General features: G+C 31.7%; 25 protein-coding genes and 1 pseudogene. 22 read left to right on the forward strand and 4 right to left on the reverse strand.

The features are described 5' to 3' along the window. Nucleotides 1–57: 57 nt before the first annotated feature. Both ACZ098_RS04080 and hpt read right to left on the reverse strand, forming a co-directional pair. A pseudogene (locus ACZ098_RS04080) lies at nucleotides 58–630 on the reverse strand (adenylate kinase); the annotation flags it as partial. A 333-nt stretch (nucleotides 631–963) separates the two neighbouring features. Further along, nucleotides 964–1500 (reverse strand): hypoxanthine phosphoribosyltransferase, encoded by a 537-nt coding sequence (gene hpt / locus ACZ098_RS04085; RefSeq protein ID WP_487310452.1) that lies wholly within the window; start codon nucleotides 1498–1500, stop codon nucleotides 964–966. 96 nt (nucleotides 1501–1596) lie between these two features. On the opposite strand from hpt, the gene ACZ098_RS04090 reads away from it, so the two are divergent. The 7 genes from ACZ098_RS04090 (at nucleotide 1597) to ACZ098_RS04120 (ending at nucleotide 8614) form a co-directional block, all read left to right on the forward strand. Beyond that, nucleotides 1597–2130: a hypothetical protein gene (locus ACZ098_RS04090; protein ID WP_487310453.1), complete on the forward strand. Its 534-nt coding sequence runs from the start codon at nucleotides 1597–1599 to the stop codon at nucleotides 2128–2130. A 114-nt stretch (nucleotides 2131–2244) separates the two neighbouring features. Continuing rightward, entirely contained in the window at nucleotides 2245–3402 is a 1158-nt protein-coding gene (locus ACZ098_RS04095) for a 5-(carboxyamino)imidazole ribonucleotide synthase (protein WP_487310454.1), read from the forward strand. A gap of 64 nt (nucleotides 3403–3466) precedes the next feature. Continuing rightward, nucleotides 3467–4771: an AAA family ATPase gene (locus tag ACZ098_RS04100; RefSeq protein ID WP_487310455.1), complete on the forward strand. Its 1305-nt coding sequence runs from the start codon at nucleotides 3467–3469 to the stop codon at nucleotides 4769–4771. Continuing rightward, complete coding sequence (locus ACZ098_RS04105; RefSeq protein ID WP_487310456.1) at nucleotides 4771–5358, forward strand: hypothetical protein; 588 nt, start codon at nucleotides 4771–4773, stop codon at nucleotides 5356–5358. The genes ACZ098_RS04100 and ACZ098_RS04105 overlap by 1 nt, the downstream gene beginning before the upstream one ends. An 8-nt stretch (nucleotides 5359–5366) precedes the next feature. Continuing rightward, nucleotides 5367–5852 (forward strand): 5-(carboxyamino)imidazole ribonucleotide mutase, encoded by a 486-nt coding sequence (gene purE / locus ACZ098_RS04110; RefSeq protein WP_487310457.1) that lies wholly within the window; start codon nucleotides 5367–5369, stop codon nucleotides 5850–5852. Between the two features lie 160 nt (nucleotides 5853–6012). Beyond that, nucleotides 6013–8088 carry a M3 family metallopeptidase gene (locus tag ACZ098_RS04115; RefSeq protein WP_487310458.1) on the forward strand — a complete coding sequence of 692 codons (2076 nt, stop codon included), beginning with the start codon at nucleotides 6013–6015 and terminating at the stop codon, nucleotides 8086–8088. A gap of 13 nt (nucleotides 8089–8101) precedes the next feature. Next, entirely contained in the window at nucleotides 8102–8614 is a 513-nt protein-coding gene (locus tag ACZ098_RS04120) for a hypothetical protein (RefSeq protein ID WP_487310459.1), read from the forward strand. Nucleotides 8615–8691: 77 nt separating this feature from the next. Here ACZ098_RS04120 and ACZ098_RS04125 read toward each other — a convergent pair whose 3' ends face one another. Then, nucleotides 8692–9807 (reverse strand): ATP-binding protein, encoded by a 1116-nt coding sequence (locus ACZ098_RS04125; RefSeq protein ID WP_487310460.1) that lies wholly within the window; start codon nucleotides 9805–9807, stop codon nucleotides 8692–8694. A 201-nt stretch (nucleotides 9808–10008) separates the two neighbouring features. Here ACZ098_RS04125 and ACZ098_RS04130 point away from each other — a divergent pair, with 201 nt between their 5' ends. From ACZ098_RS04130 to ACZ098_RS04175, 10 genes are all read left to right on the forward strand, one after another. Further along, nucleotides 10009–10512: a GbsR/MarR family transcriptional regulator gene (locus tag ACZ098_RS04130; protein ID WP_487310461.1), complete on the forward strand. Its 504-nt coding sequence runs from the start codon at nucleotides 10009–10011 to the stop codon at nucleotides 10510–10512. Between the two features lie 141 nt (nucleotides 10513–10653). Further along, nucleotides 10654–10983 (forward strand): hypothetical protein, encoded by a 330-nt coding sequence (locus ACZ098_RS04135; RefSeq protein ID WP_487310462.1) that lies wholly within the window; start codon nucleotides 10654–10656, stop codon nucleotides 10981–10983. Between the two features lies 1 nt (nucleotide 10984). Continuing rightward, a complete protein-coding gene (locus tag ACZ098_RS04140) occupies nucleotides 10985–11695 on the forward strand; it encodes a YqjF family protein (RefSeq protein ID WP_487310463.1) in 711 nt (236 codons plus the stop codon). Beyond that, entirely contained in the window at nucleotides 11692–12063 is a 372-nt protein-coding gene (locus ACZ098_RS04145) for a hypothetical protein (RefSeq protein WP_487310464.1), read from the forward strand. The genes ACZ098_RS04140 and ACZ098_RS04145 overlap by 4 nt, the downstream gene beginning before the upstream one ends. Beyond that, a complete protein-coding gene (locus ACZ098_RS04150; protein ID WP_487310465.1) occupies nucleotides 12029–12853 on the forward strand; it encodes a thiol-disulfide oxidoreductase DCC family protein in 825 nt (274 codons plus the stop codon). Before ACZ098_RS04145 ends, ACZ098_RS04150 begins: the two co-directional genes overlap by 35 nt. Continuing rightward, the gene (locus ACZ098_RS04155) at nucleotides 12853–13767 is read left to right on the forward strand and encodes a TIGR01777 family oxidoreductase (protein WP_487310466.1); all 915 of its coding nucleotides are present in this window, start codon (nucleotides 12853–12855) and stop codon (nucleotides 13765–13767) included. The genes ACZ098_RS04150 and ACZ098_RS04155 overlap by 1 nt, the downstream gene beginning before the upstream one ends. Next, a complete protein-coding gene (locus tag ACZ098_RS04160) occupies nucleotides 13764–14108 on the forward strand; it encodes a hypothetical protein (protein WP_487310467.1) in 345 nt (114 codons plus the stop codon). The genes ACZ098_RS04155 and ACZ098_RS04160 overlap by 4 nt, the downstream gene beginning before the upstream one ends. Nucleotides 14109–14119: 11 nt before the next feature. Next, a complete protein-coding gene (locus ACZ098_RS04165; protein ID WP_487310468.1) occupies nucleotides 14120–14509 on the forward strand; it encodes a hypothetical protein in 390 nt (129 codons plus the stop codon). Between the two features lie 51 nt (nucleotides 14510–14560). Further along, nucleotides 14561–15019 carry an SRPBCC family protein gene (locus ACZ098_RS04170; protein ID WP_487310469.1) on the forward strand — a complete coding sequence of 153 codons (459 nt, stop codon included), beginning with the start codon at nucleotides 14561–14563 and terminating at the stop codon, nucleotides 15017–15019. Beyond that, complete coding sequence (locus ACZ098_RS04175) at nucleotides 15006–15359, forward strand: hypothetical protein (RefSeq protein WP_487310470.1); 354 nt, start codon at nucleotides 15006–15008, stop codon at nucleotides 15357–15359. Before ACZ098_RS04170 ends, ACZ098_RS04175 begins: the two co-directional genes overlap by 14 nt. Here the strand turns inward: ACZ098_RS04175 and ACZ098_RS04180 are convergent. Next, the gene (locus ACZ098_RS04180; RefSeq protein WP_487310471.1) at nucleotides 15315–16085 is read right to left on the reverse strand and encodes a UbiA prenyltransferase family protein; all 771 of its coding nucleotides are present in this window, start codon (nucleotides 16083–16085) and stop codon (nucleotides 15315–15317) included. The genes ACZ098_RS04175 and ACZ098_RS04180 overlap by 45 nt on opposite strands. Nucleotides 16086–16353: 268 nt before the next feature. Between ACZ098_RS04180 and gcvP the strand changes: the two genes are divergently transcribed. The 5 genes from gcvP (at nucleotide 16354) to ACZ098_RS04205 (ending at nucleotide 22426) form a co-directional block, all read left to right on the forward strand. After that, the gene (gene gcvP, locus ACZ098_RS04185) at nucleotides 16354–19197 is read left to right on the forward strand and encodes an aminomethyl-transferring glycine dehydrogenase (RefSeq protein ID WP_487310472.1); all 2844 of its coding nucleotides are present in this window, start codon (nucleotides 16354–16356) and stop codon (nucleotides 19195–19197) included. A gap of 138 nt (nucleotides 19198–19335) precedes the next feature. Beyond that, on the forward strand, nucleotides 19336–19713 hold the full coding sequence (locus tag ACZ098_RS04190; protein ID WP_487310473.1) for a group III truncated hemoglobin: 378 nt from the start codon (nucleotides 19336–19338) through the stop codon (nucleotides 19711–19713). Nucleotides 19714–19844: 131 nt separating this feature from the next. After that, on the forward strand, nucleotides 19845–20906 hold the full coding sequence (locus ACZ098_RS04195) for a 3-oxoacyl-ACP synthase III family protein (protein WP_487310474.1): 1062 nt from the start codon (nucleotides 19845–19847) through the stop codon (nucleotides 20904–20906). A gap of 147 nt (nucleotides 20907–21053) precedes the next feature. Continuing rightward, a complete protein-coding gene (locus ACZ098_RS04200; RefSeq protein WP_487310475.1) occupies nucleotides 21054–21578 on the forward strand; it encodes a methyltransferase in 525 nt (174 codons plus the stop codon). Beyond that, the gene (locus ACZ098_RS04205) at nucleotides 21578–22426 is read left to right on the forward strand and encodes a glycosyltransferase family 2 protein (protein ID WP_487310476.1); all 849 of its coding nucleotides are present in this window, start codon (nucleotides 21578–21580) and stop codon (nucleotides 22424–22426) included. The genes ACZ098_RS04200 and ACZ098_RS04205 overlap by 1 nt, the downstream gene beginning before the upstream one ends. The last annotated feature ends 8 nt before the right edge of the window (nucleotides 22427–22434 follow it).

Consider the following 22434-nt stretch of genomic DNA (forward strand, 5'->3'; position numbering starts at 1 on the left):
CAAATATCTGAAAAAAAATTGAATGCTCGAAATATATATTCGATGCAAATTTTAAGTCTATAATTTATCGAAAATTTCGTTCAATCGTTCGTTAACTTCTAAAATTGTTCCGATACCATTTACAGCATGAAATTTACCTTGAGCTTCATAATAATTCATTAACGGCGCAGTTTTTTGGTTGTATTCGTCGTAACGATTTCTAATTTTTTCTTCGTCTTGATCGTCTGGCCTTCCTGACGTTTTTCCTCTTTCTAGAAGACGTGCTACCAAGATATTATCGTCTGCTTCCAGCGCAACAGTTGCCGTAATACTTTGATCTTTTGATTCTAAAAACTTGTCTAAAGCTTCTGCCTGAGCCAATGTTCTTGGGAAACCATCAAATAAAAATCCTGCCGAATGTGGGTTTTTATCCACTTCACTTTGTAACATTTGAATGGTAACTTCGTCTGGAACCAAATCGCCTTTGTCCATGAACGTTTTAGCTAATCGACCCAATTCGGTGTCGTTTTTAATGTTAAATCTAAAAATATCTCCGGTTGAAAGATGTGTTAAATTGTATTTTTCTTTTAAAAATTCAGCTTGTGTGCCTTTACCTGCGCCAGGTTTTCCGAAAAGAACGATGTTAATCATTTTAATTAGATTGTTAGATTGTTGGATTATTAGATAGTTAGATTGTTGGATAGCTAGAGTGTTGGATTATTAGATAGCTAGATTATTGGATTATTGGATAGTTAGATTATTAGATAGTTAGATTATTGGATTATTAGATAGTTAGATTATTGGATTATTAGATAGTTAGATTATTGGATTATTAGATAGTTAGATTATTGGATTATTAGATAGTTAGATTGATGTATTGCCTAAATCTGATTTTTAATGTGGTCGACTTTATGACTTTCGACTTTATGACTTTCAACTTTCGACTTTATGACTTTATGACTTTCGACTTTATGACTTTCGACTTTATGACTGCTCTGCTAATTGATAAACGTCTTGTAAATTTCTTCCTAAACCATCGTAGTCTAAACCATAACCAACAATGAATTTATTTGGAATTCTAATTCCTATGTAATCAATTTTGATGTCTTTTTTGTATGCTTCTGGTTTAAAGAATAAGGTTGCAATTTTTAAATGCTTCACTCCTTTTTCTTTAAAAATCGCTTTTAATTCCTCAATTGTATTTCCTGTATCAACGATATCTTCGACTATTACAACTGTTCTTCCTTCCAGATTTTCGTTAATTCCGATAAGTTGCTTTACATCGTTTGTAGATTGTGTTCCTTCATACGAAGCCATTTTTACAAAACTTACTTCGCACATGCCACGATATTGTTTCATCAAATCGCCCATTACCATGAAAGATCCATTTAAAACTCCGATAAAAACTGGTACTTCATCAAAGAAATCATCGTCCATTTGTTTTGCCATATTTTTAATAGCAAATTTTATTTCTTTATAGGAAATAAATGGCTCGAAAGTTTTGTCGTGAAGATGTATCATTATTTTTCGGTTTAGGATAAGGTGCAAATTTAAAGAAGTAAAAACTATTACGTCGCAAGTATTTAGACTTTTTTGCAAATTTGATATATTTACCAAATGAATGCAAATTTTTACAATCAGATAGCTAACAGTACAGCACATAGGAAAAGTAGAGATAACAATAAAAATTTCATCTTTAACAATCCTGAATGTTTAACGTATTTATTGGAAATTGCATTCAATACTAAGGATAAAAACCATCACAAAGCCTGTTGGATTTTAGAATTGATTTGTGAGGAAAAAATGGAGTTGTTTTTACCTCATTTAGATGAATTTTGTGAAGCGTTACACCTCTTTAAATCCGATTCTGCTATCCGTTCGATTTCAAAGATTTGTTTGTTTTTATCCAATGCCAAGAAGTATTCTTTGACCGAAAATCAAGAAGAAAAAATCATTGAAACCTGTTTGGATTGGTTAATTGAATCGGATAAAGCTGCAAATGCTGCCTATGCCATGAGAACTTTATACAATCTTGGAAAAAAACACAATTGGGTAAATGCTGAATTAAAAGCTTTACTAACTCGAGATTTTAGTAATCAAACTCCAGGTTATTGTTTTGCAGTGAAAGATATTTTGAAGCGTTTAAAATAATTTTCAAATGTTTATCTTTGCGCAAATCTACCTGTCGGCAGACAGTCAACTACAACAATACAATGACACGAGCGAAGTGACTGCATTTGACAATTAAAAAAATAACTACGACAAATGAATTATTTCTCATCCAATTTTAAATTAGGAATTCTCGGCGGCGGACAGTTGGGCAAAATGCTCCTTTCCGAAACTAGAAAATTCGACATTCAAACCTATGTTCTTGATCCAAGTGATGAAGCACCATGCAAAATTGCCTGCAATAAATTTTTTCAAGGAAGTTTAATGGATTTTGAAACCGTTTACAACTTTGGAAAACAAGTAGACGTTTTAACTTTCGAAATCGAATTGGTAAATCTTGATGCGCTGGAAAAATTAGAAAGCGAAGGTGTAAAAGTTTTTCCATCGCCAAAAACATTAAAATTAATTCAGAATAAAGGAATTCAGAAAGAATTTTACGAGGCAAACGGAATTCCAACTGCGAATTTCAAAAAATTTGCCAGCAAAAAAGAATTACTTGTAGCGTTTATAGAAACCAAACTTCCGCTTCCATTTGTATGGAAATGTACTGAATTTGGATATGATGGAAATGGTGTGAAAATCGTTCGTTCAGCAACAGATATCGAAAATCTTCCAGATGTAGAATGTATTGCTGAAGAAATTATTCCGTTTAAAAACGAACTTGCCGTTATTGTCGTCAGAAATGTTTCGGGCGAAATAAAAACCTATCCTGTTGTAGAAATGGAATTTCATCCCGAAGCCAATCAGGTAGAATATGTAATTTGTCCCGCACGAATTGATAATAAAGTGGCACAAAAAGCACAAGAAGTAGCTTTAAAAGTTTCTGAAAAATTCAATCACGTTGGTTTGTTGGCTGTAGAAATGTTTCAAACAAATTCAGATGAAATATTAGTAAATGAAGTTGCGCCAAGGCCACACAATTCAGGACATCACACGATTGAAGCAAGTTACACATCGCAATTTGAAAACCATTTACGCGCCATTTTAAATCTTCCGTTAGGAAATTGTGACAGTAAAGTTGCCGGAATTATGGTAAATTTGGTTGGCGAAGAAGGTTTTTCGGGACAAGTAGTTTACCAAAACATCGAAAAAATAATGGCAATTGGCGGAGTAACTCCACACATTTACGGTAAAAAAGAAACAAGACCTTTCCGAAAAATGGGTCATGTTACCATCGTAAATGAAGACATGGAAATCGCTAGAAAAATCGCTGAAGAAGTTAAGAATAGTATTAGAGTGATTAGTGTTCAGTAATCAGTCGCATTTTACGGCGTAAAAAATAAACATTTTTTTAATTAAATTTGTAAAAAATCAATAAATGAAAATTTCAAAATTACACATAGAACAATTCAGACATTTAGAAAATCTAGATTTTGATTTTACCTATCCTGATGATTTTCATATTAAAGAAAAACGAGGTAAACCTTTAGATAAAATATGTTTTATTGGACAAAGTGCAACCGGGAAAACTAGTTTATTGGAATTGATTGAGCAATATCATTCAAACTTAAATAATCTCATAGTTACCGGAGAATTCTTTTCATACAAAGACAAAAACTTACTAAATGGAAGTGTTAGTTTTGACGCAAAAAAATATGTAATAAAGATAACTAATGAGACACTTGTCTATCAAGATAATGTTCATGAATATTTATACTCGTATGTAGAAACTGGAAATTTCGATAATTTTCTAAAAACAGAAGAAAAAAAATTTTTATTTTATTTTAAAGCAAATTTAATTTCAGAAAAAAATATTGAAATTTTTACTAAAAATCCTATAGATATTTTTTCAAAACATCCAGGTTTGGATAGTAGGTACAATATTAACAATATCTATTCTAAAGAAGTTGCAATTATATTTAATGAACTTGTAGAGCCAGACTTGTGGTTAATTTTATTGATGGAAATATTACATTACAGAAAAAAGTTCAATCAAAAAATGTCGGATTTAATTCATAAAGGTTTATTAGGCAATCAAAAAAAGCTAACTTCTGAATTTGAAAAATGGCAAAAAGACAATCCAAATACATTAGAACTATTTGCTGAAAAATTCAATCCAATTTTAGAGAAATTAAATTTGGAAGTCGATGTTTTTAACACCGAATATTCAATACCGATAAAAAACAAAAGAAATGATGAAATAATACCTATTCAAAACACAAGTACTGGAACTAAAGGATTATTATTATCATTTTTACCATTATACAAATTAGATACAAAAGAATCGATTATCCTAATAGATGAACCCGAGCGTTCCCTATATCCAGATATGCAAATGGATTTGATGGAATATTATAAAAATTTGGCTCCAGAAGCTCAATTTATTGTTGCCACACATTCTCCATTTATTGCTGCTTCATTTGAACCTGAAGAGCGTTTTATTTTGTATTTTGATGAAGAAGGAAAAGTTGCAGTTAGAAGAGGAATTTCTCCAATTGGTGATGATCCAAATGATATGCTTAAAAATGATTTTAATTTAGAATCTTTAATGAATGAAAAAGGCGTTGAGGCTTTTGAGAGATTTAGAAAATTAAAAAAACTTTTGGGTTCTGAAAAGAACGAAAATAAAAAAGATAAATTGCTAGAAGAAATTCTAGAATTAGCAAATGCCTATAAATTTTAATGAGAAAGCAAACCAAGCACATCGACTCGTTAGCAAGAAATACAGAATATATTAAGGATGGAGACAACTCAATTCTACGCCAAATTTTATTCAATGAGCAAAAAGGATTTTGTTCTTATACAGAAACATATTTAGGAAGAACAGACCAAAAAGATATTGATCATTTTAATCCTTCTCAAGATTATAATGAGCGTAATAATTATTTAAATCTCTTTCTTTGCAAATCGCAATGGAATAAGGAGAAATCAAATAAATGGAAAGAATTTCAACCTGTTTTATCTCCTCTAAATGATGATTTTAACGTTAGAATATCATACAATAATGAGTTGAAACTTTTTGAAGCAACAGATGAAAACGATGTTGATGCAAAACATTTAGTCAAATTATTAAAATTAGATGATTATGATTTATCAACTGAAAGAAAAAGATATATTGAACTTTGTCATGAATTGATAAAGCATTATGAAAGTCCAACAGTTTATTTTCAAAAAGTAACTCAAAAGAATATAACAGAACTAAAATTCATCAGAAGTTTAGAAAAAGAATTTGGAATTGATATTTGGAATATGATTCCACAACCTCAATAAATAAAAAAATGAGCAAAGTAGCCATAATAATGGGAAGCATTTCCGATATGCCCGTAATGCAAGAAGCCATCGACATCCTAAAATCATTTGAAATTGAAACCGAAGTCGATATTGTTTCGGCTCACAGAACGCCAGAAAAATTATTTGATTTCAGTAAAAACGCGCACAATCGTGGCATTTCAGTTATTATTGCTGGTGCTGGTGGCGCAGCGCATTTACCTGGAATGGTCGCTTCCATGTCGCCATTGCCAATCATTGGCGTTCCAGTAAAATCAAGTAATTCCATTGATGGTTGGGATTCGGTTTTATCGATTCTGCAAATGCCTGGTGGCGTTCCGGTTGCAACTGTCGCTTTAAATGGAGCCAAAAATGCTGGAATTCTAGCAGCTCAAATCATAGGTTCTTCAGATAAAAATGTTTTGGATAAAATTATTTCCTATAAAGAAAGTCTGAAAGAAGCAGTAAATAAATCGTCAGAAAATTTAAAAAAATAAAAATCACACAAAGTAACACGAAGAATTAGCACAGAGATACACAAAACCTTTGTGAAACTTTGCGAATTTCTTCGCGAAACTTTGCGAAAAAAAATGAAATGATTTCAACTACTATTTGGGCTCAAAATCTGAATAAAAATAAAATATATTTTACAAAATCATGAAGGATTCTCAATCATCAGTACGGACAAGTAGCAACTTGTCCCTAACTCAAAAATTCAACACAAAATACGATACTGCGCCATTCTCCCAAATCAAAATGGAAGATTACAAACCGGCTTTTATAGAAAATATAGCGGCTGCAAAAGCAGAAATCGACACCATAATCAACAATCCCGAAACTCCAACTTTCGAAAATACCATCGAAGCGTTAGACTTTTCAGGAAATGCTTTAGACAGATTATCGTCTATTTTCTTCAATTTGAATTCGGCAGAAACTTCTGAAGAAATGCAGAAAATTGCTCAAGAAGTAACGCCATTATTGACGGAATTTAGCAATGACATAACTTTAAACGAAGACTTATTCAAAAGAATAAAAGCGGTTTACGAACAAAAAGACACTTTAAATCTTACTACAGAACAAGTAACTTTATTGGATAAAAAATTCAAAAGTTTTTCTAGAAACGGCGCATTATTATCGGAAGAAAAAAAATCAAAACTTCGTGAAATTGACACCGAATTGGCAAAACTAAAACTGACTTTCAGCGAGAATGTTTTAGCAGAAACCAACAATTATCAATTGCATATTACTAACGAAGCTGATTTAAAAGGTTTGCCAGAAGGAACAATTGAAGCCGCAAAAGCATTGAGATCCCAAACTCTTGGGATGACAGATAAGGACGGTTGGATTTTTACATTAGATCATCCAAGTTATTTACCATTTGTAACGTATGCCGAAAATCGTGAGTTGCGAAGAGAAATTACCATCGCAGCCGGAAAAAAAGCATTCCAAAATAACGAATTCGACAATCAAGAAATCACTTTAAAGATTGCGAAATTACGTTTTGAACGTGCCAATTTATTAGGATATGAAACCCATTCGCATTTTGTTTTAGAAGAACGAATGGCACAAAATCCAGACAAAGTAAAATCATTTTTAAATGATTTATTGGTCAAAGCAAAACCTGCAGCAGAAAGAGAATTTGCTGAACTAGCTGCCTTTGCCAAAGAATTAGACGGAATTGATCACCTTGAAAAATGGGACGGTTCGTATTATTCAGAAAAATTGAAACAGAAATTATTCAATTTGGATGATGAGAAATTAAAGCCCTATTTTCAGTTGGAAAATGTTCTAAATGGCGCATTTACAATTGCTGGAAAATTATATGGATTAACGTTTACCGAAGTTTTTGACATCGATAAATACCACGAAGAAGTTACAACCTACGAAGTAAAAGACGAATTCGGAGAACTGGTTTCGATTATCTACGCCGATTTCTTCCCAAGAAAAGGAAAACGAAATGGCGCTTGGATGACGAGTTTTAAATCGCAATATATTAAGGATGGAAAAAATGAACGACCACATATTTCTAACGTTTGTAATTTCACAAAACCAACCGAAACAAAACCGTCGCTTCTAACATTTAATGAAGTTACGACTTTGTTCCACGAATTCGGACACGGATTACACGGAATGTTGGCCAACACTGTGTATCCAAGTTTATCTGGAACCTCAGTATATTGGGATTTTGTAGAATTGCCAAGTCAAGTTATGGAAAACTGGTGTTACGAACCAGAAGCGTTGGCATTGTTTGCAAAACATTACGAAACCGGAGAAATTATTCCGCAAGAATATGTCAATAAAATCAAGGAGAGCGCAAGTTTTCAAGAAGGAATGGCAACGTTGCGTCAATTGAGTTTTGGATTATTGGACATGGCTTTTCACAGCAACAATCCAACCGAAATTACTAACATCAAAGCATTCGAAAAAACAGCATTTGAAGGCACAACTTTATATCCAGACGTTGAAGAAAACTGTATGAGCGTTTCGTTTTCGCACATTTTTGCTGGCGGATATTCTTCTGGATATTACAGTTATAAATGGGCAGAAGTTTTGGATGCTGATGCGTTTGCCTATTTTCAAGAAAAAGGAATTTTCAATAAAGAAGTGGCGAAAAAATTCAAGGACAACGTGCTTTCCAAAGGCGGAACGGAATTGCCAATGGAATTGTACAAACGATTTAGAGGTCAAGAACCGAAGGCTGATGCTTTGTTGAAACGTGCTGGGCTTTTATAGAAATAAAAAAAATATGAGAAAATTCTTTTTTTCTTTTATCATTACTTTACTCCTTTTTAGTTGTCAAAAAGAGCTAAAGATTAATAATTTCGATGAAATTGTTCATTATGCAATTGACGATGAAATTGCTAATAAAAATGATTCTATAAAAAGATTCAATGAAATTTATACTAGCGTTTATGCGCATAAAATAAATTTTCGAACTTTCGAGAAGGAGCTTATTTCATATGACTATGTAAAAAATATAATTCCTAAAGAAAAAGTTCGAAATATAGATGAATTTATATCAAATGAAATATATTACGAAAGCCATTTAACGGCTTGTATCCCATCGTATAGAGATATTTTGATTTTAAAAAAAGACAATAAAATCGTCGGTGTTTTAAAACTATGTTTTGAATGTAGCATGATTGATAAGTATGGTATTATTGAATCAAATTGTGATGAAGACATTGATTTTGATAAGTATTTTATGAATTTCGAGAATTTTCACAAAACTCTTCATGGAAAAAACTATAAACGATAATAGTAACACTGCAAAGAAATAAAGGAATGCTAAAATAAACTTAACGACCGTAATTTATTAATGGTTTTAAAATGATTTTACTTCAAAAATTCCCTAAAATTATCCTTATCCAAAACTAAAAAAATAGGATTGTAAGCATCTTGGAACGACTTTGGCAATTTAGCTTTTTTAGAGTTTGTCCATTTAAATTCAAATGCACTTACAGCATCGGCATTGGTTTCTACATAATCGATTTCTTGCTGGGTTGTAGTTCTCCAAAAATAAGGTTTTGCAACACTTTGAGAATAAGACCGCATTTTCATTCGTTCTGAAACCAAAAAATTTTCCCACAACGCACCTTTATCTTGCCGCAAATTCAGCGTATTGAAATTACCAATGACCATATTTCTAACGCCATTGTCATAAAAATAGATTTTTTTGTTGGCTTTAATTTCATTGCGAATGTTTTTAGAAAAGCTATTTAATCTAAAAACTACAAAACTTTTTTCTAACAAATCAATATAATAATTTACCGTATTTTTATCAACGCCAACTAGTTGAGCAATTTCATTATAACTCACTTCACTTCCAACTTGCAATGCCAAAGCTTGTAGAATTTTTTCTAAAACATTGGATTTTCTAATTCCTGCCAAAGCCAAAATATCTTTGTACAAATAACTCGAAACTAAGTTTTTAAGGATTTCATACTCGTTTCCGAAGTTATTAATTACATCAGGATACATTCCGTAAAGCAATCGCAATTCAAGTTGCTGTTGGGCTTTCATATAACCCACATTTTGCTCAAATTCATTCCACGAAATCGGAAACATTTGAAACTCAAATTTCCTACCTGTCAATGGTTCTTGCGTTTCATTATTAATATCAAAAGCCGATGAACCCGAAACTATAACTTGAACATCTTTTATTTGATCGACCATAATTTTCAACTTCAAACCAATATTTGGAATGCGTTGCACTTCGTCAATAAAAACGTATTTATAATTTCCAATGATACTTTTAAGGTTTTCAGTATTGGCATTCGACAACGTTTCTACTACAGTATTATCATCACCATCCAAAAACAAATACTCACTTTTGTTCAAAATAGAATTTATCAAGGTAGTTTTTCCAACTTGCCTTGGACCAATAAGCACAATAACTTTACCTTTGTGAAGTTTTGCCACTACATTTGACGCTAAATCTCTAATTATCATCGTTATATTTTTTTTTACAAATGTACTAATTTATTTCTATTCACCAATATTATATATAATTCAGTGATTGTATTCACCAATATTATATATAATTCAGTGATTATATTCACCAAAATTAGTATTTTAAATAAATTACAAGACAGAATAAAATAAACTTTCATTTTTTATTGAAAGTTCAAAAACATTGTTTATCTTTGTTTCATGGAATTCAAAGAAGCAAAAAATAAATTCGTTCAAACTTGGGGTGCATTGGGAAGTCAATGGGGAATCAACAAGACTATGGCGCAAATTCATGCACTATTGATGGTTTCTCACGAAGCCGTTTCAATGGAAGACATTATGGAAGAATTACAAATTTCAAGAGGAAATGCTTCGATGAATTTACGGGCTTTGATGGATTGGGGAATTGTTTACAAAGAATACAAAGCCGGCGAACGACGCGAATTTTTTACGGCCGAAAAAGATTTGGATGAATTAGCAGTGAAAATTTCTAGAGAACGAAGCAAACGCGAAATCAAACCTGCATTGAAAGTTTTAAAAGAAGTTTCATCCATAACCTCAGACAATACTGCAGAAGAAAAACATTTTGTTGATCAAACCACAAAGTTGTATGATTTTGTTTTAAAAGCGGATAATATGCTGGACAAAATGACCGAATTCAAAGACAATTGGTTGGCAAAATTGGTTGTGAAAATAATGAAATAGTTTTTGAACATCTTAAAAATAACATTATCAAAAACTATACGATGAGACCATTAAAAAACAATAACGAAGAACGAATTAATAAGTAAAAAAATTTAACTAAAACTTTCATTTTTTTCTGAAAGTTTAAAATATATAATAATTATGAAAAACTTATTTAAACTAAATTTATTCTTTGTTGGAATACCTATTATACTATGTTTATTTGGTTTAATCAATGAAAACTATTACTATTTGGGCCTAATTTCAACTATACTAACTGGAATATTTCAAGTTGTAATTAGTATTAAAATGATACAAGACGAACCAAATGACAAAAACATTAAAATTTATTTGGCAGGAGTTATTCTATTCTTTTTTACATTGTTTATAGTTTCAAAAATAGACTTTAGTGATTCGCTAAAATATATTCTACTGCTCATGCCTCCAATTTTAGCAATTTATCTTTCTATAATAATTTACAAAAAACAATAACATGAGCTTTTTAACCGCAGAATGGAATGACTTAGCCTTAATAAACTACGAAATCAATCCAAAAATTTTAGATAATTATATCCCTAAAGGAACAGAAATCGATTTATGGAACGGCAAATGTTACATCAGTTTAATAGGATTTATGTTTGAAAACGTGAAAGTTTTAGGAATTAAAATTCCGTTTCATGTCAATTTTGAAGAAGTCAATTTACGGTTTTATGTGAAAAGATTGGAAAATGGAGTTTGGAAACGCGGCGTTGTGTTTGTGAAAGAAATTGTTCCAAAACACGCCATTACAATTGTTGCGAATACGTTATACAACGAACATTATCAAACTTTGAAAATGCGCCATTCAAGAACAGAAAATGAAAACTCAAAAATATTTCAATACGAATGGAAAAAAGACAACAAATGGAATTCCATTTTGCTGAAAACCAATAAAAATCCAATTCCGATTGAAGTAAATTCAGAAGCCGAATTCATCACCGAACATTATTTTGGCTATACCAATTATAACAAAGAAAAATCAATTGAATATGAGGTAACGCATCCAAGATGGGAACAATTGGAAGTGCTAGACTATAAAGGTGACGTTGATTTTGAAAACATTTACGGTAAAGATTTTAAGTTTCTTCAAGAAGTAAAACCAATTTCGATCTTTTTAGCATTGGGTTCAAAAATCACTATCGAAGGTAAAAAAACAATCCGATGAAAACTTTAAGAAAAATAAACAATATCGCTTTTTATACCACATTGATACTATTCATCACCGTATATCTTGGTATGTTAGCACAAATTCCACTTGGAATTATTCAAGTAACTTCTGCAATTATAATAACCTGTATGATGTTTCGAAAATCAGATTATGCGAAAAAACATCTTACGATATATTGGATTTTAGCTCTCACAGAATTGTTTTTATTCTATTTGGAACACTATCATTATCAGTCAAGTAATGATTTTATTGAACTACCATTGATGGTATTCTTTCCAATGGCAATTGCTATCTATTTTAAAATAATTATGAATCATATCACAAAAGAATATGAAAACGCTAGAAAATCAAACCTTATTATATGACGAAGATTGTCCGCTTTGTCGCGTGTATACTTCTGGTTTTATAAAAGCTGGAATGTTAGACGAAAATGGCAAGAAACCTTATTGCCAACTATCTGTTGAAGAGCAAAATTTTATTGATGTCAAACGTGCCTCAAACGAAATTGCATTAGTAGACAACGAAAACAAAACCGTAATTTATGGAATTGACAGTTTGTTAAAAGTTATCGGGTTTTCATTTCCATGGATGGAGAAAATCGGAAATTTAAAACCTATAAAATTCTTACTCAAAAAATTATATTCTTTCATTTCTTACAATAGAAAAGTAATCATTCCGAGTAAAATTAAAAAAGAAATCAAGTTGCAATGTGTTCCTGATTTTAATTATAAATATCGAATACTGTACATTTTATTTGCAGCAATTATAACAACAGTGGTCTTATATAAATTTTCAGATTCAATAAGCATTTTACCAAAATCAACTATTCTTAGAGAACTAATTCTTGCTTTAGGTCAGGTCGGTTTTCAAGGACTATTTCTACTACAATTTGACAAAAAAATAATTTTAAATTATATCGGAAACTTAATGACGGTTTCGCTGATGGGTTCATTATTATTACTTCCGATATTGATTTTAAATTTGGTTTTTAATGTCCCACAACTAGTCACTTTAGGATGGTTTGGAATAACCGTTTTACTAATGTTACTAGAACATTCACGAAGAATTAAAGTATTGGAATTACCTTTTTACTTATCAATAACTTGGGTAATTTATCGAATAATCGCCTTGACAATCATCTTAAATTTAAACTAATGAAAAAGCTAATAATTGCAGCAGGAACAGGATTTTTAGGTCAGGTTTTAGTAGCACATTTTAAAGATAAATTTGATCAAATTATAATTCTGACGCGAGGAAAATCTAAAATTAGTGATTCCATAAAATATGTGAATTGGGATGCCAAAACGCTTTCTGGTTGGGAGAATGAATTAGAAAACGCTTCAGTTTTGATAAATCTTGCAGGAAAATCTGTTGATTGTAGATATACCGAAAGCAATAAAAAAGAGATTTACGATTCTAGAATTGACAGTACAAAAATTTTAAATGAGGCAGTTTTAAATTGCAAAAATCCACCAAAACACTGGCTGAATTCATCAACATCTACAATTTATAGATTTTCATTAGACAAACAAATGGATGAAATTAATGGCGAAATTGGCGATGATTTCTCAATGAATATTGCAAAAAGTTGGGAGAAAGCCTTCTTTGAAACTGAAACTCAGCAAACATTGAAAACTGCATTACGAACTTCAATAGTTTTAGGAAAAAATGGCGGCGCTTTTGTTCCAATAAAAATGCTTGCAAAATTGGGACTTGGCGGAAAACAAGGAAAAGGCAATCAATTTATAAGTTGGATTCACGAAAAAGATTTTGCACGCGCAATTGAATTTATAATAGAAAAACAACTGACAGACATTGTAAATATTGTTGCTCCAAAACCTGTTTCAAATGATGATTTCATGAAAACACTTAGAGCAGCAATCGGAATTCCGTTTGGACTTTCTACAAGTAAATTTTTACTCGAAATTGGCTCCTTTTTCATCCGAACTGAAACCGAATTAGTATTGAAAAGTCGAAATGTAATTCCGAAAAAGTTACAAGAAAACGGATTTACATTTGAATATGAAACGTTGGAAAAAGCATTTAAAAATCTTACTAAAACAAAATGAACCTCAACATCCTTGGTTATATAATTTACTTGTTAATAACCTCAATTATTATTATCAAAGTTGGCAAAATTTGTTTTCAAAACGGAAATATTTACGTCGCACAACTCATTCCAAATCAACTAGATTTGTGTCAAAAAACCAATCAAATATTACTAATTGGGTATTATCTTTTAAACATCGGCTATTGCTGCATGACCTTAATTGCTTGGAGCAAAATTGTTACAATCACACAGTTAGTTGAAGTCATTTCGGTAAAATCAGCCATCATAATTTGTACAATTGCACTAATGCATTATTTCAACATTTTTATAATTACTAAATACATTCAAAAATTAATTTAAATACTTTTAACATGGAAACTACAAAAATTTTAATCGGTTATGCAATTTATTTACCAATCGCTTTGTTCCTTACCTATTACGTTTCTAAAACTCTTTTTAAAAACAGTAAAGTATATATGATGGACATTTTTAAAGGCAGAGAAGAAATTGCAATTGCAACCAACAAACTTTTTGAAACCGGATTTTATTTACTCAATTTAGGATTTGCTTTAATGATTTTACAAATGAATCTTTACAATAATAGTTATCAATTGTTAATCGAAAAATTGAGTTATAAGATCGGAGGATTCTCAATCTATTTGGGAATCATGCTTTTCTTAAATCTTTATTTCTTTTTTAGAGGAAAACGCAAAGCTAGTGAAAGAGGAATTCCGGCAGAAAAAATAATTATTAACTCTTAACTAACAAACCTGACAGAGTTTTAAACTCTGTCAGGATTAAGTACCTAACTAATGACAACAATAAACCTACTCACAAAAATAAACGCACCAAAAAAAGTAGTTTTTGATTTATCAAGAAACATTGATATTCATCAAAACGCTGCAAGTCAAACCCATGAAAAAGCAATTGACGGAGTAACATCGGGCTTGATAAATTACAATGAAACGGTTACTTGGCGTGGCAAACAATTTGGATTTTATCTCACGCACAAAAGCCGAATGACCGTAATGGATTTTTACGATTATTTTGTAGATGAAATGGAAGAAGGAAAATTCAAATCGTTTAAGCACGAACATTCATTTGTGGAAAAAGATGGGAAAACGGTTATGATTGATAACATCAATTATGAAACGCCGTTTGGAGTTTTTGGAAAACTATTTGACAAATTGATTTTGAAGAAACATTTGATTACTTTTATAAAGAAAAGAAATCAGTACATAAAAAATTTAGCAGAATATGAAAATCATTAAGTTCATAAATACCTTTGCAATTGGAATTCCAATAGTATTGATTCTATTGATTTTAGTTGATAGTGAAATGCAGCTTTATGCAATGTTTTCAATGGTTTTAACTGGTGTAATCCAGACTATTCTTGCCATTGCGCTTTGGATAAAAAAAAGAGAAAATGTACTAATTGGATTTTATTTTTTGTTATCCATTTCGTTCTTGTTGGTATTTTTCGCTTTTAATAACTTTAAACTTGACGACGTCTTTTCATTTAAATTTTGGGCTTTACCACTATTTTTAGCAATTTATCTTTCAATTTTAATTTACAAATCCAATGACGTTGCAACTGAAAACCAAAACTAATAACCACCAAAAAACAGGAATACTTTCCACCCAAAAAGAAGTATAATACTTGGATTTTCTTTCGTTTGAAAAAAATAAAAAAACTGCAACAATAATGGCAATGACACTTGCAAAAATCAATTTCAATGGAAAAATTTGAAAATTGCTATTTTGATTATAATTGACATTGAATATCTCTAAGAAGCAAAACACAAACAACAAAACATAGCCCAAAACCTTGGTTTGCCTTACTCCTATTTGCTGCGGAACAGTTTGTAAATGTAGATCATCGGTTTTTAAATCAATAATTTCAAAAATCAAAATCAGAACAAAAATCAATAGAAATCGCTGTAAACACTTGAAAAAAAGATCAGAAGTTAGGGCAATTTCAGCATCAATAATTGGCAAAACAACGGTCACGCCAACCCAACACAAAGCCACAATATAAATTTTAATTCCAGCCCAATTTCGTGCATTTTTTCTATTTGGAAAAAAAGGCAACGTATATAATAAGGTCAAGATTAAGAAAATAAATCCAATGAATTGGGTGGATTTCTGCAACTGAAAAAAATAATAAGAAGTTGCAAAAAATGACACAAAACTTACAATTGCAATCAACTTTAATTCGTTTCGCATCTTACTTTTTTTAACTCGAGCCAAAGCATCGTATTTTACAAAATTATACCCAACAATTGTCCCGAAAAAAGCAAAACAAGAAACCGAATTATCGGTAGAAATCTTAAACATAAACTGCGTCAATTTTACTAACGCAAAACACGAGAAAGCCACGTGAATACTACAATTTATGTAAAAATCGAAAATTTTCTTTAGCACTTGCATGTTACAAAATTAGTTAATCTGTTAATAAGACGTGTTTTTAGTTAACAATTTCTCAAAATATTACACCTTGTTTAACTAAAAATTAGAAGTTTAATAATTACTTTTGTTCTCGCAAAACATTTTCAGTTTACATACTGAAACTAACACAACTAAACACCTTTTTATTTTTATTTTAATGAAAACAGACGCATTTGCATTACGCCACATAGGTCCAAGTGAAAACGACCTACAACATATGTTCAAAACTATTGGAGTTGAAAATTTTGAACAATTAGTTTATGAAACTTTACCAGACGATATCCGTTTACAAGCAGATTTGGATTTGGAACCTGCAATGACAGAATATGAATTTGCAAACCATATTAAAAAATTAGGCGATAAAAATAAAATGTTCCAGTCGTACATCGGTTTGGGATACAATCAGGCGATAATTCCTGCGGTGATTCAAAGAAATGTTTTTGAAAATCCAGGTTGGTATACCGCTTACACACCTTATCAGGCAGAAATTGCTCAAGGTCGTTTGGAAGCCATTTTGAATTTCCAAACCATGGTAATCGAATTATCTGGAATGCAAATTGCAAATGCTTCACTTCTTGATGAAGGAACGGCTGCTGCCGAAGCAATGGCGTTACTTTTTGACGTTCGTTCTAGAGATCAAAAGAAAAACAATGTAAATAAATTCTTCGTTTCTGAAGAAATTTTACCTCAAACATTATCGGTTTTGCAAACACGTTCTACTCCAATAGGTGTGGAATTAGTAATAGGAAATCACGAAGAATTCAATTTTTCTTCTGAATTTTTTGGAGCTGTATTGCAATATCCAGGAAAATTTGGTCAAGTTCATGACTACGCCGGATTTATCGCTAAAGCAAAAACTAACGAAATTAAAGTTGCCGTTGGAGCCGATATTCTATCGTTGGTAAAATTGACTTCTCCTGGAGAAATGGGTGCTGATGTGGTTTTTGGAACAACACAACGTTTCGGAATTCCATTAGGATATGGCGGTCCGCATGCTGCTTATTTTGCAACAAAAGAAGAATACAAACGTTCAATGCCGGGAAGAATTATCGGTGTAACGATCGATACGAATGGAAACCGTGCACTTCGTATGGCATTGCAAACTCGTGAGCAACACATTAAACGTGATAAAGCTACTTCAAATATTTGTACAGCGCAGGTTTTGTTATCTGTTATGGCCGGAATGTATGCTGTATATCACGGTCCAAAAGGTTTAAAATATATTGCTGATAAAGTTCATGCTTCGGCTATAACTTTGGCAAACGAATTGGAAAAATTAGGTTTATACCAAATAAATACAGCTTATTTTGATACTATTGTAATCAAAACCGATGCTAAGAAAGTTCGTGAAATCGCTGAATTAAACGAAGTTAATTTCTATTACATCGATGAAAATACAGTTTCAATTTCGTTAAACGAAACTACAAGTATTGCTGATTTGAATAAAATCGTTTCCATATTTGCAGAAGCGACTGGAAAACAAGCAACTGAATTTACTACTTTATTAAAAACAGAATTACTGTCGTCAAATTTAGAAAGAACTACAACTTTCTTACAACATGATGTTTTCAACAAATACCACTCGGAAACTGCTTTGATGCGTTACATCAAAATGTTGGAGCGTAAAGATTTAGCTTTGAATCACTCGATGATTTCTCTTGGATCTTGCACCATGAAATTGAATGCTGCTTCAGAAATGTTGCCTTTGAGTATGGCACAATGGAACAACATTCACCCATTTGCACCATTAGATCAAGCGCAAGGTTATCAAGAAATGTTGACTAAATTAGAGCAACAATTGAACGTAATTACAGGTTTTGCAGGAACAACTTTACAGCCAAATTCTGGTGCGCAAGGAGAATATGCAGGATTGATGGTTATTCGTGCTTATCACCAATCCCGTGGCGATCACCATAGAAATATTGCTTTGATTCCATCATCGGCTCACGGAACAAATCCGGCTTCAGCTGCAATGGCCGGAATGCAAGTTGTAGTTACCAAAACATTAGAAAACGGAAACATCGATGTTGATGATTTACGTGAAAAAGCAATTTTACACAAAGATAATTTATCGTGTTTAATGATAACTTATCCTTCAACACACGGAGTTTTTGAAAGCGCAATTAGAGAAATTACACAACTTATCCACGACAATGGCGGACAGGTTTATATGGACGGTGCCAACATGAACGCGCAAGTTGGATTAACAAATCCAGCAACAATTGGCGCTGACGTTTGTCACTTAAATTTACATAAAACATTTGCAATTCCTCATGGTGGTGGTGGTCCAGGAGTTGGTCCAATATGTGTAGCACCACAATTAGTTCCGTTTTTACCAACTAATCCTGTAATTCCAACTGGTGGCGAAAATGCCATTACAGCAATTTCTGCTGCACCTTGGGGTTCGGCTTTGGTTTGCTTGATATCATATGGATATATCTGTATGCTTGGCGCAGAAGGTTTGAAAAGTTCTACTGAGCATGCCATTTTAAATGCCAATTATATCAAAGAAAAATTAAATGGTCATTACGACACGTTATATTCTGGAGAAATGGGTCGTGCGGCACACGAAATGATTTTGGAATGCCGTCCATTTAAAGAAAAAGGAATTGAAGTAACTGATATCGCAAAACGATTGATGGATTACGGATTTCACGCGCCAACAGTATCATTTCCAGTAGCTGGAACCTTGATGATTGAGCCAACAGAAAGTGAAAACTTGGAAGAATTAGACCGTTTTTGTGATGCGATGATTTCTATCAGAAAAGAAATTGAAACAGCAACAGCAGAAGATTCTAATAATGTCTTGAAAAATGCACCTCATACATTAGCAATGGTTACGACGGACAATTGGATTTACCCATACACTCGTGAACAAGCAGCATTCCCATTGGATTATATTGCAGAAAATAAATTCTGGCCAACAGTTCGTCGTGTAGATGAAGCGTATGGCGACAGAAATTTAAACTGTAGTTGTGCTCCAATTGAGGCATATATGTAAATAGTAATTAGTCCTCAGTGGATTAGTAAAAAGTAAAGGTTTCAAGTTTTTATAATTTGAAACCTTTTTCTTTTAAACTGATTTTTATCAGTAAATTTAAAATTGAATTGGACTACTTTTGAAATTTAAATTAAAATAATGAAAGACATAGAAAATCAAGACGATTTATTTTTATTGGTAGATAATTTTTATCAAAAACTACTTTCAGACCAATCTATAGCTTACATATTTACTGATATTGTAAAAATTCATTTGGAAGAACATTTGCCAATTCTGGTGACTTTTTGGTCACAAGCTATTTTAGGAACAGGAGGTTATTCTAAAAATCTAACTCAAATTCATTTAGATATAAACGACAAAGAATATCTTTCACCAGAATTATTCAAAATTTGGTTACAGCATTTTTTTTCAACTGTAGATGAAAACTTTAAAGGTTCAAATTCAGAAAAAATAAAAACTCAAGCACTAGATATTGCAACCGTTATGCAAATAAAAATTGCACAAAAAAAGCAGTAACATTATATTATTAATAAAAATATCAGTTTATTTTGATAATTTCATAATAGTATGCGTGCATAATAATTTTTCTGCGATAAATTGATTTTTTATCTTTAAATTTACATTAGAATCAATCATTAACAACCACAATGAATATAAAAATAACTGGTTCTGGAAGTTATATTCCAACCGAAATAGTATGCAATACTGATTTTTCAAATCATGAATTTTTGAATGAAGATGGAACACCTTTTCCACAATCCAATGACATTATTACCCAAAAATTTAAAGGCATAACCGGAATTGAAGAACGCAGGTATGTTACTAATGATTTATTGACTTCTGATATTGCGTTTATTGCTGCTAAAAAAGCTATCGATAATGCTTCTATTGATCCTGAAACTTTAGATTACATCATATTTGCACACAATTTTGGAAATGTAAAACAAGGCGCAATTCAAGCCGACTTACTACCAAGTTTAGCCACAAGAGTTAAACATGATTTACGCATTAAAAATCCAAAATGTGTTGCGTACGACATGCTTTTTGGATGTCCAGGATGGGTTGAAGGTGTAATTCAGGCTACTGCATTTATAAAAGCTGGAATGGCTAAAAAATGTTTGGTGATTGGAGCCGAAACTTTATCACGAGTTGTTGATCCGCACGATAGAGATTCTATGATTTATTCTGATGGTGCAGGAGCAACAATTATCGAAGCGCAAGAAGGCGAAAAAGATGGAATTCTTGCTCATGAATCAGCAACATTTGCTTACGAAGAAGCAAATTATTTGTTTTTTGGAAATTCATTCAATAAAACGCACGATGCCAATGTGCGTTACATAAAAATGCATGGAAGAAAAATATACGAATTTGCATTAATCAATGTTCCGAATGCCATGAAAGAATGTCTTGATAATAGCGGCATCGATATTAGCCAATTAAAAAAAATATTGATTCATCAAGCCAATGAAAAAATGGATGAAGCAATAATTCAACGTTTCTACAAACTTTATGGACAAACTCCTCCAGAAGGAATTATGCCTATGAGCATACACAAGCTTGGAAATTCAAGTGTTGCTACAGTTCCTACACTATACGACTCTTTAATAAAAGGAGAAATTGAAAACCAAGAATTGAACAAAGGAGACGTAATTATGTTTGCTTCTGTTGGTGCCGGAATGAATGTAAATGCAATTGTTTATAAAATGTAAAAACTGCAATTTCATAATAAACCGCAAATTCTCAAATTACTATTTAATTGAGAATTTGCGGTTCTTTTTTGAACTAAATCTAGCGTATAAAAGTCAAAACTTTATTTATCTTTGCGACTTAGTGCTTAAGCAACAAAATGAACCAACATGTACGAAAAAACATTTCCAAATAAACGCTTCAAACACACCTTAGAATTTTTACAAAAGCACGTTGCAACCTCTGAAACTATTTTTGACCTAGGTGTATCAAATCCGTTTTCCAAAATCATGGAAGAAAATGGCTATACTGTAAAAAATAGTAAAGGTGAAGATTTAGACAACGACCAAACTGCACTAAAGAATGAAACCTATTCGGTTTTTACAGCATTTGAAATATTTGAACATTTATTGAATCCGTATACTGTTTTGCAAAATGTGAAGTGCGACAAATTGTTGATTTCAATTCCGTTACGCTTATGGTTTTCGCCTGCTTACCGAAGTAAAACCGATATGTGGGATCGACATTACCACGAATTTGAAGATTGGCAATTGGATTGGCTATTAGAAAAAACGGGATGGAAAATTACAGCTCGTGAAAAATTTACACATCCTGTAAAAAAATTAGGGTTTAGACCTTTACTAAGATATTTCACTCCGAGATATTATATTGTTTTTGCAGAAAAAATAAAATAATGAAATATTACATTGTTATACCGGCACACAATGAGCAGGATTTTATTGCACTTACATTGGAATCTCTTGTAAATCAAACTGTTTTGCCATCAAAAATTGTTATTGTAAATGACAATTCGAGCGACGAAACTGCCACTATTGTTTTGGAATATGCAAAAAAATATCCATTTGTAGATTTAATCGAAAAGACTTCACAACTGATTCACCTTCCGGGAAGTAAAGTTATTCAAGCATTTCAAACTGGATTTGAAAGCCTAGATGACGAGTATGATTTTGTTGTAAAAGCCGATGCTGATTTAATTTTTCCTCTCAATTACTTTGAAACCATTATCAAACATTTCAAATCTGATGACCGCATTGGAATGGCTGGCGGATTTTGTTACATTGAGAAAAATGGCAATTGGGTTATAGAAAATCTTACGGATAAAGACCATATTCGCGGCGCTTTAAAAGCTTACAGAAAAGAAACTTTCAAACAAATTGGCGGTTTAAAACCTGCCATGGGTTGGGATACGGTTGATGAATTATTATGCAAATTTTATAATTGGAAAGTAATTACTGACGCAAGTTTACATGTAAAACATTTAAAACCTACTGGCGCTAACTATAACAAAACAGCTCGTTACAAACAAGGAGAAGCATTTTATACTTTAGGTTACGGATTTTGGATAACTTCTATTGCTTCGGCTAAACTGGCTTTGATGAAGAAAAAACCATTATTATTTCTCGATTATATTCAAGGTTTTTGGAAAGCAAAATCAGAAAAAAAATCACTTTTAGTTTCTGAAGAACAAGCTAAATTTATTAGAAATTACAGGCTTGACAAGATGAAAAAGAAGTTGTTTTAATAAGAACA

Source organism: Flavobacterium sp. SP2 (assembly GCF_057626655.1).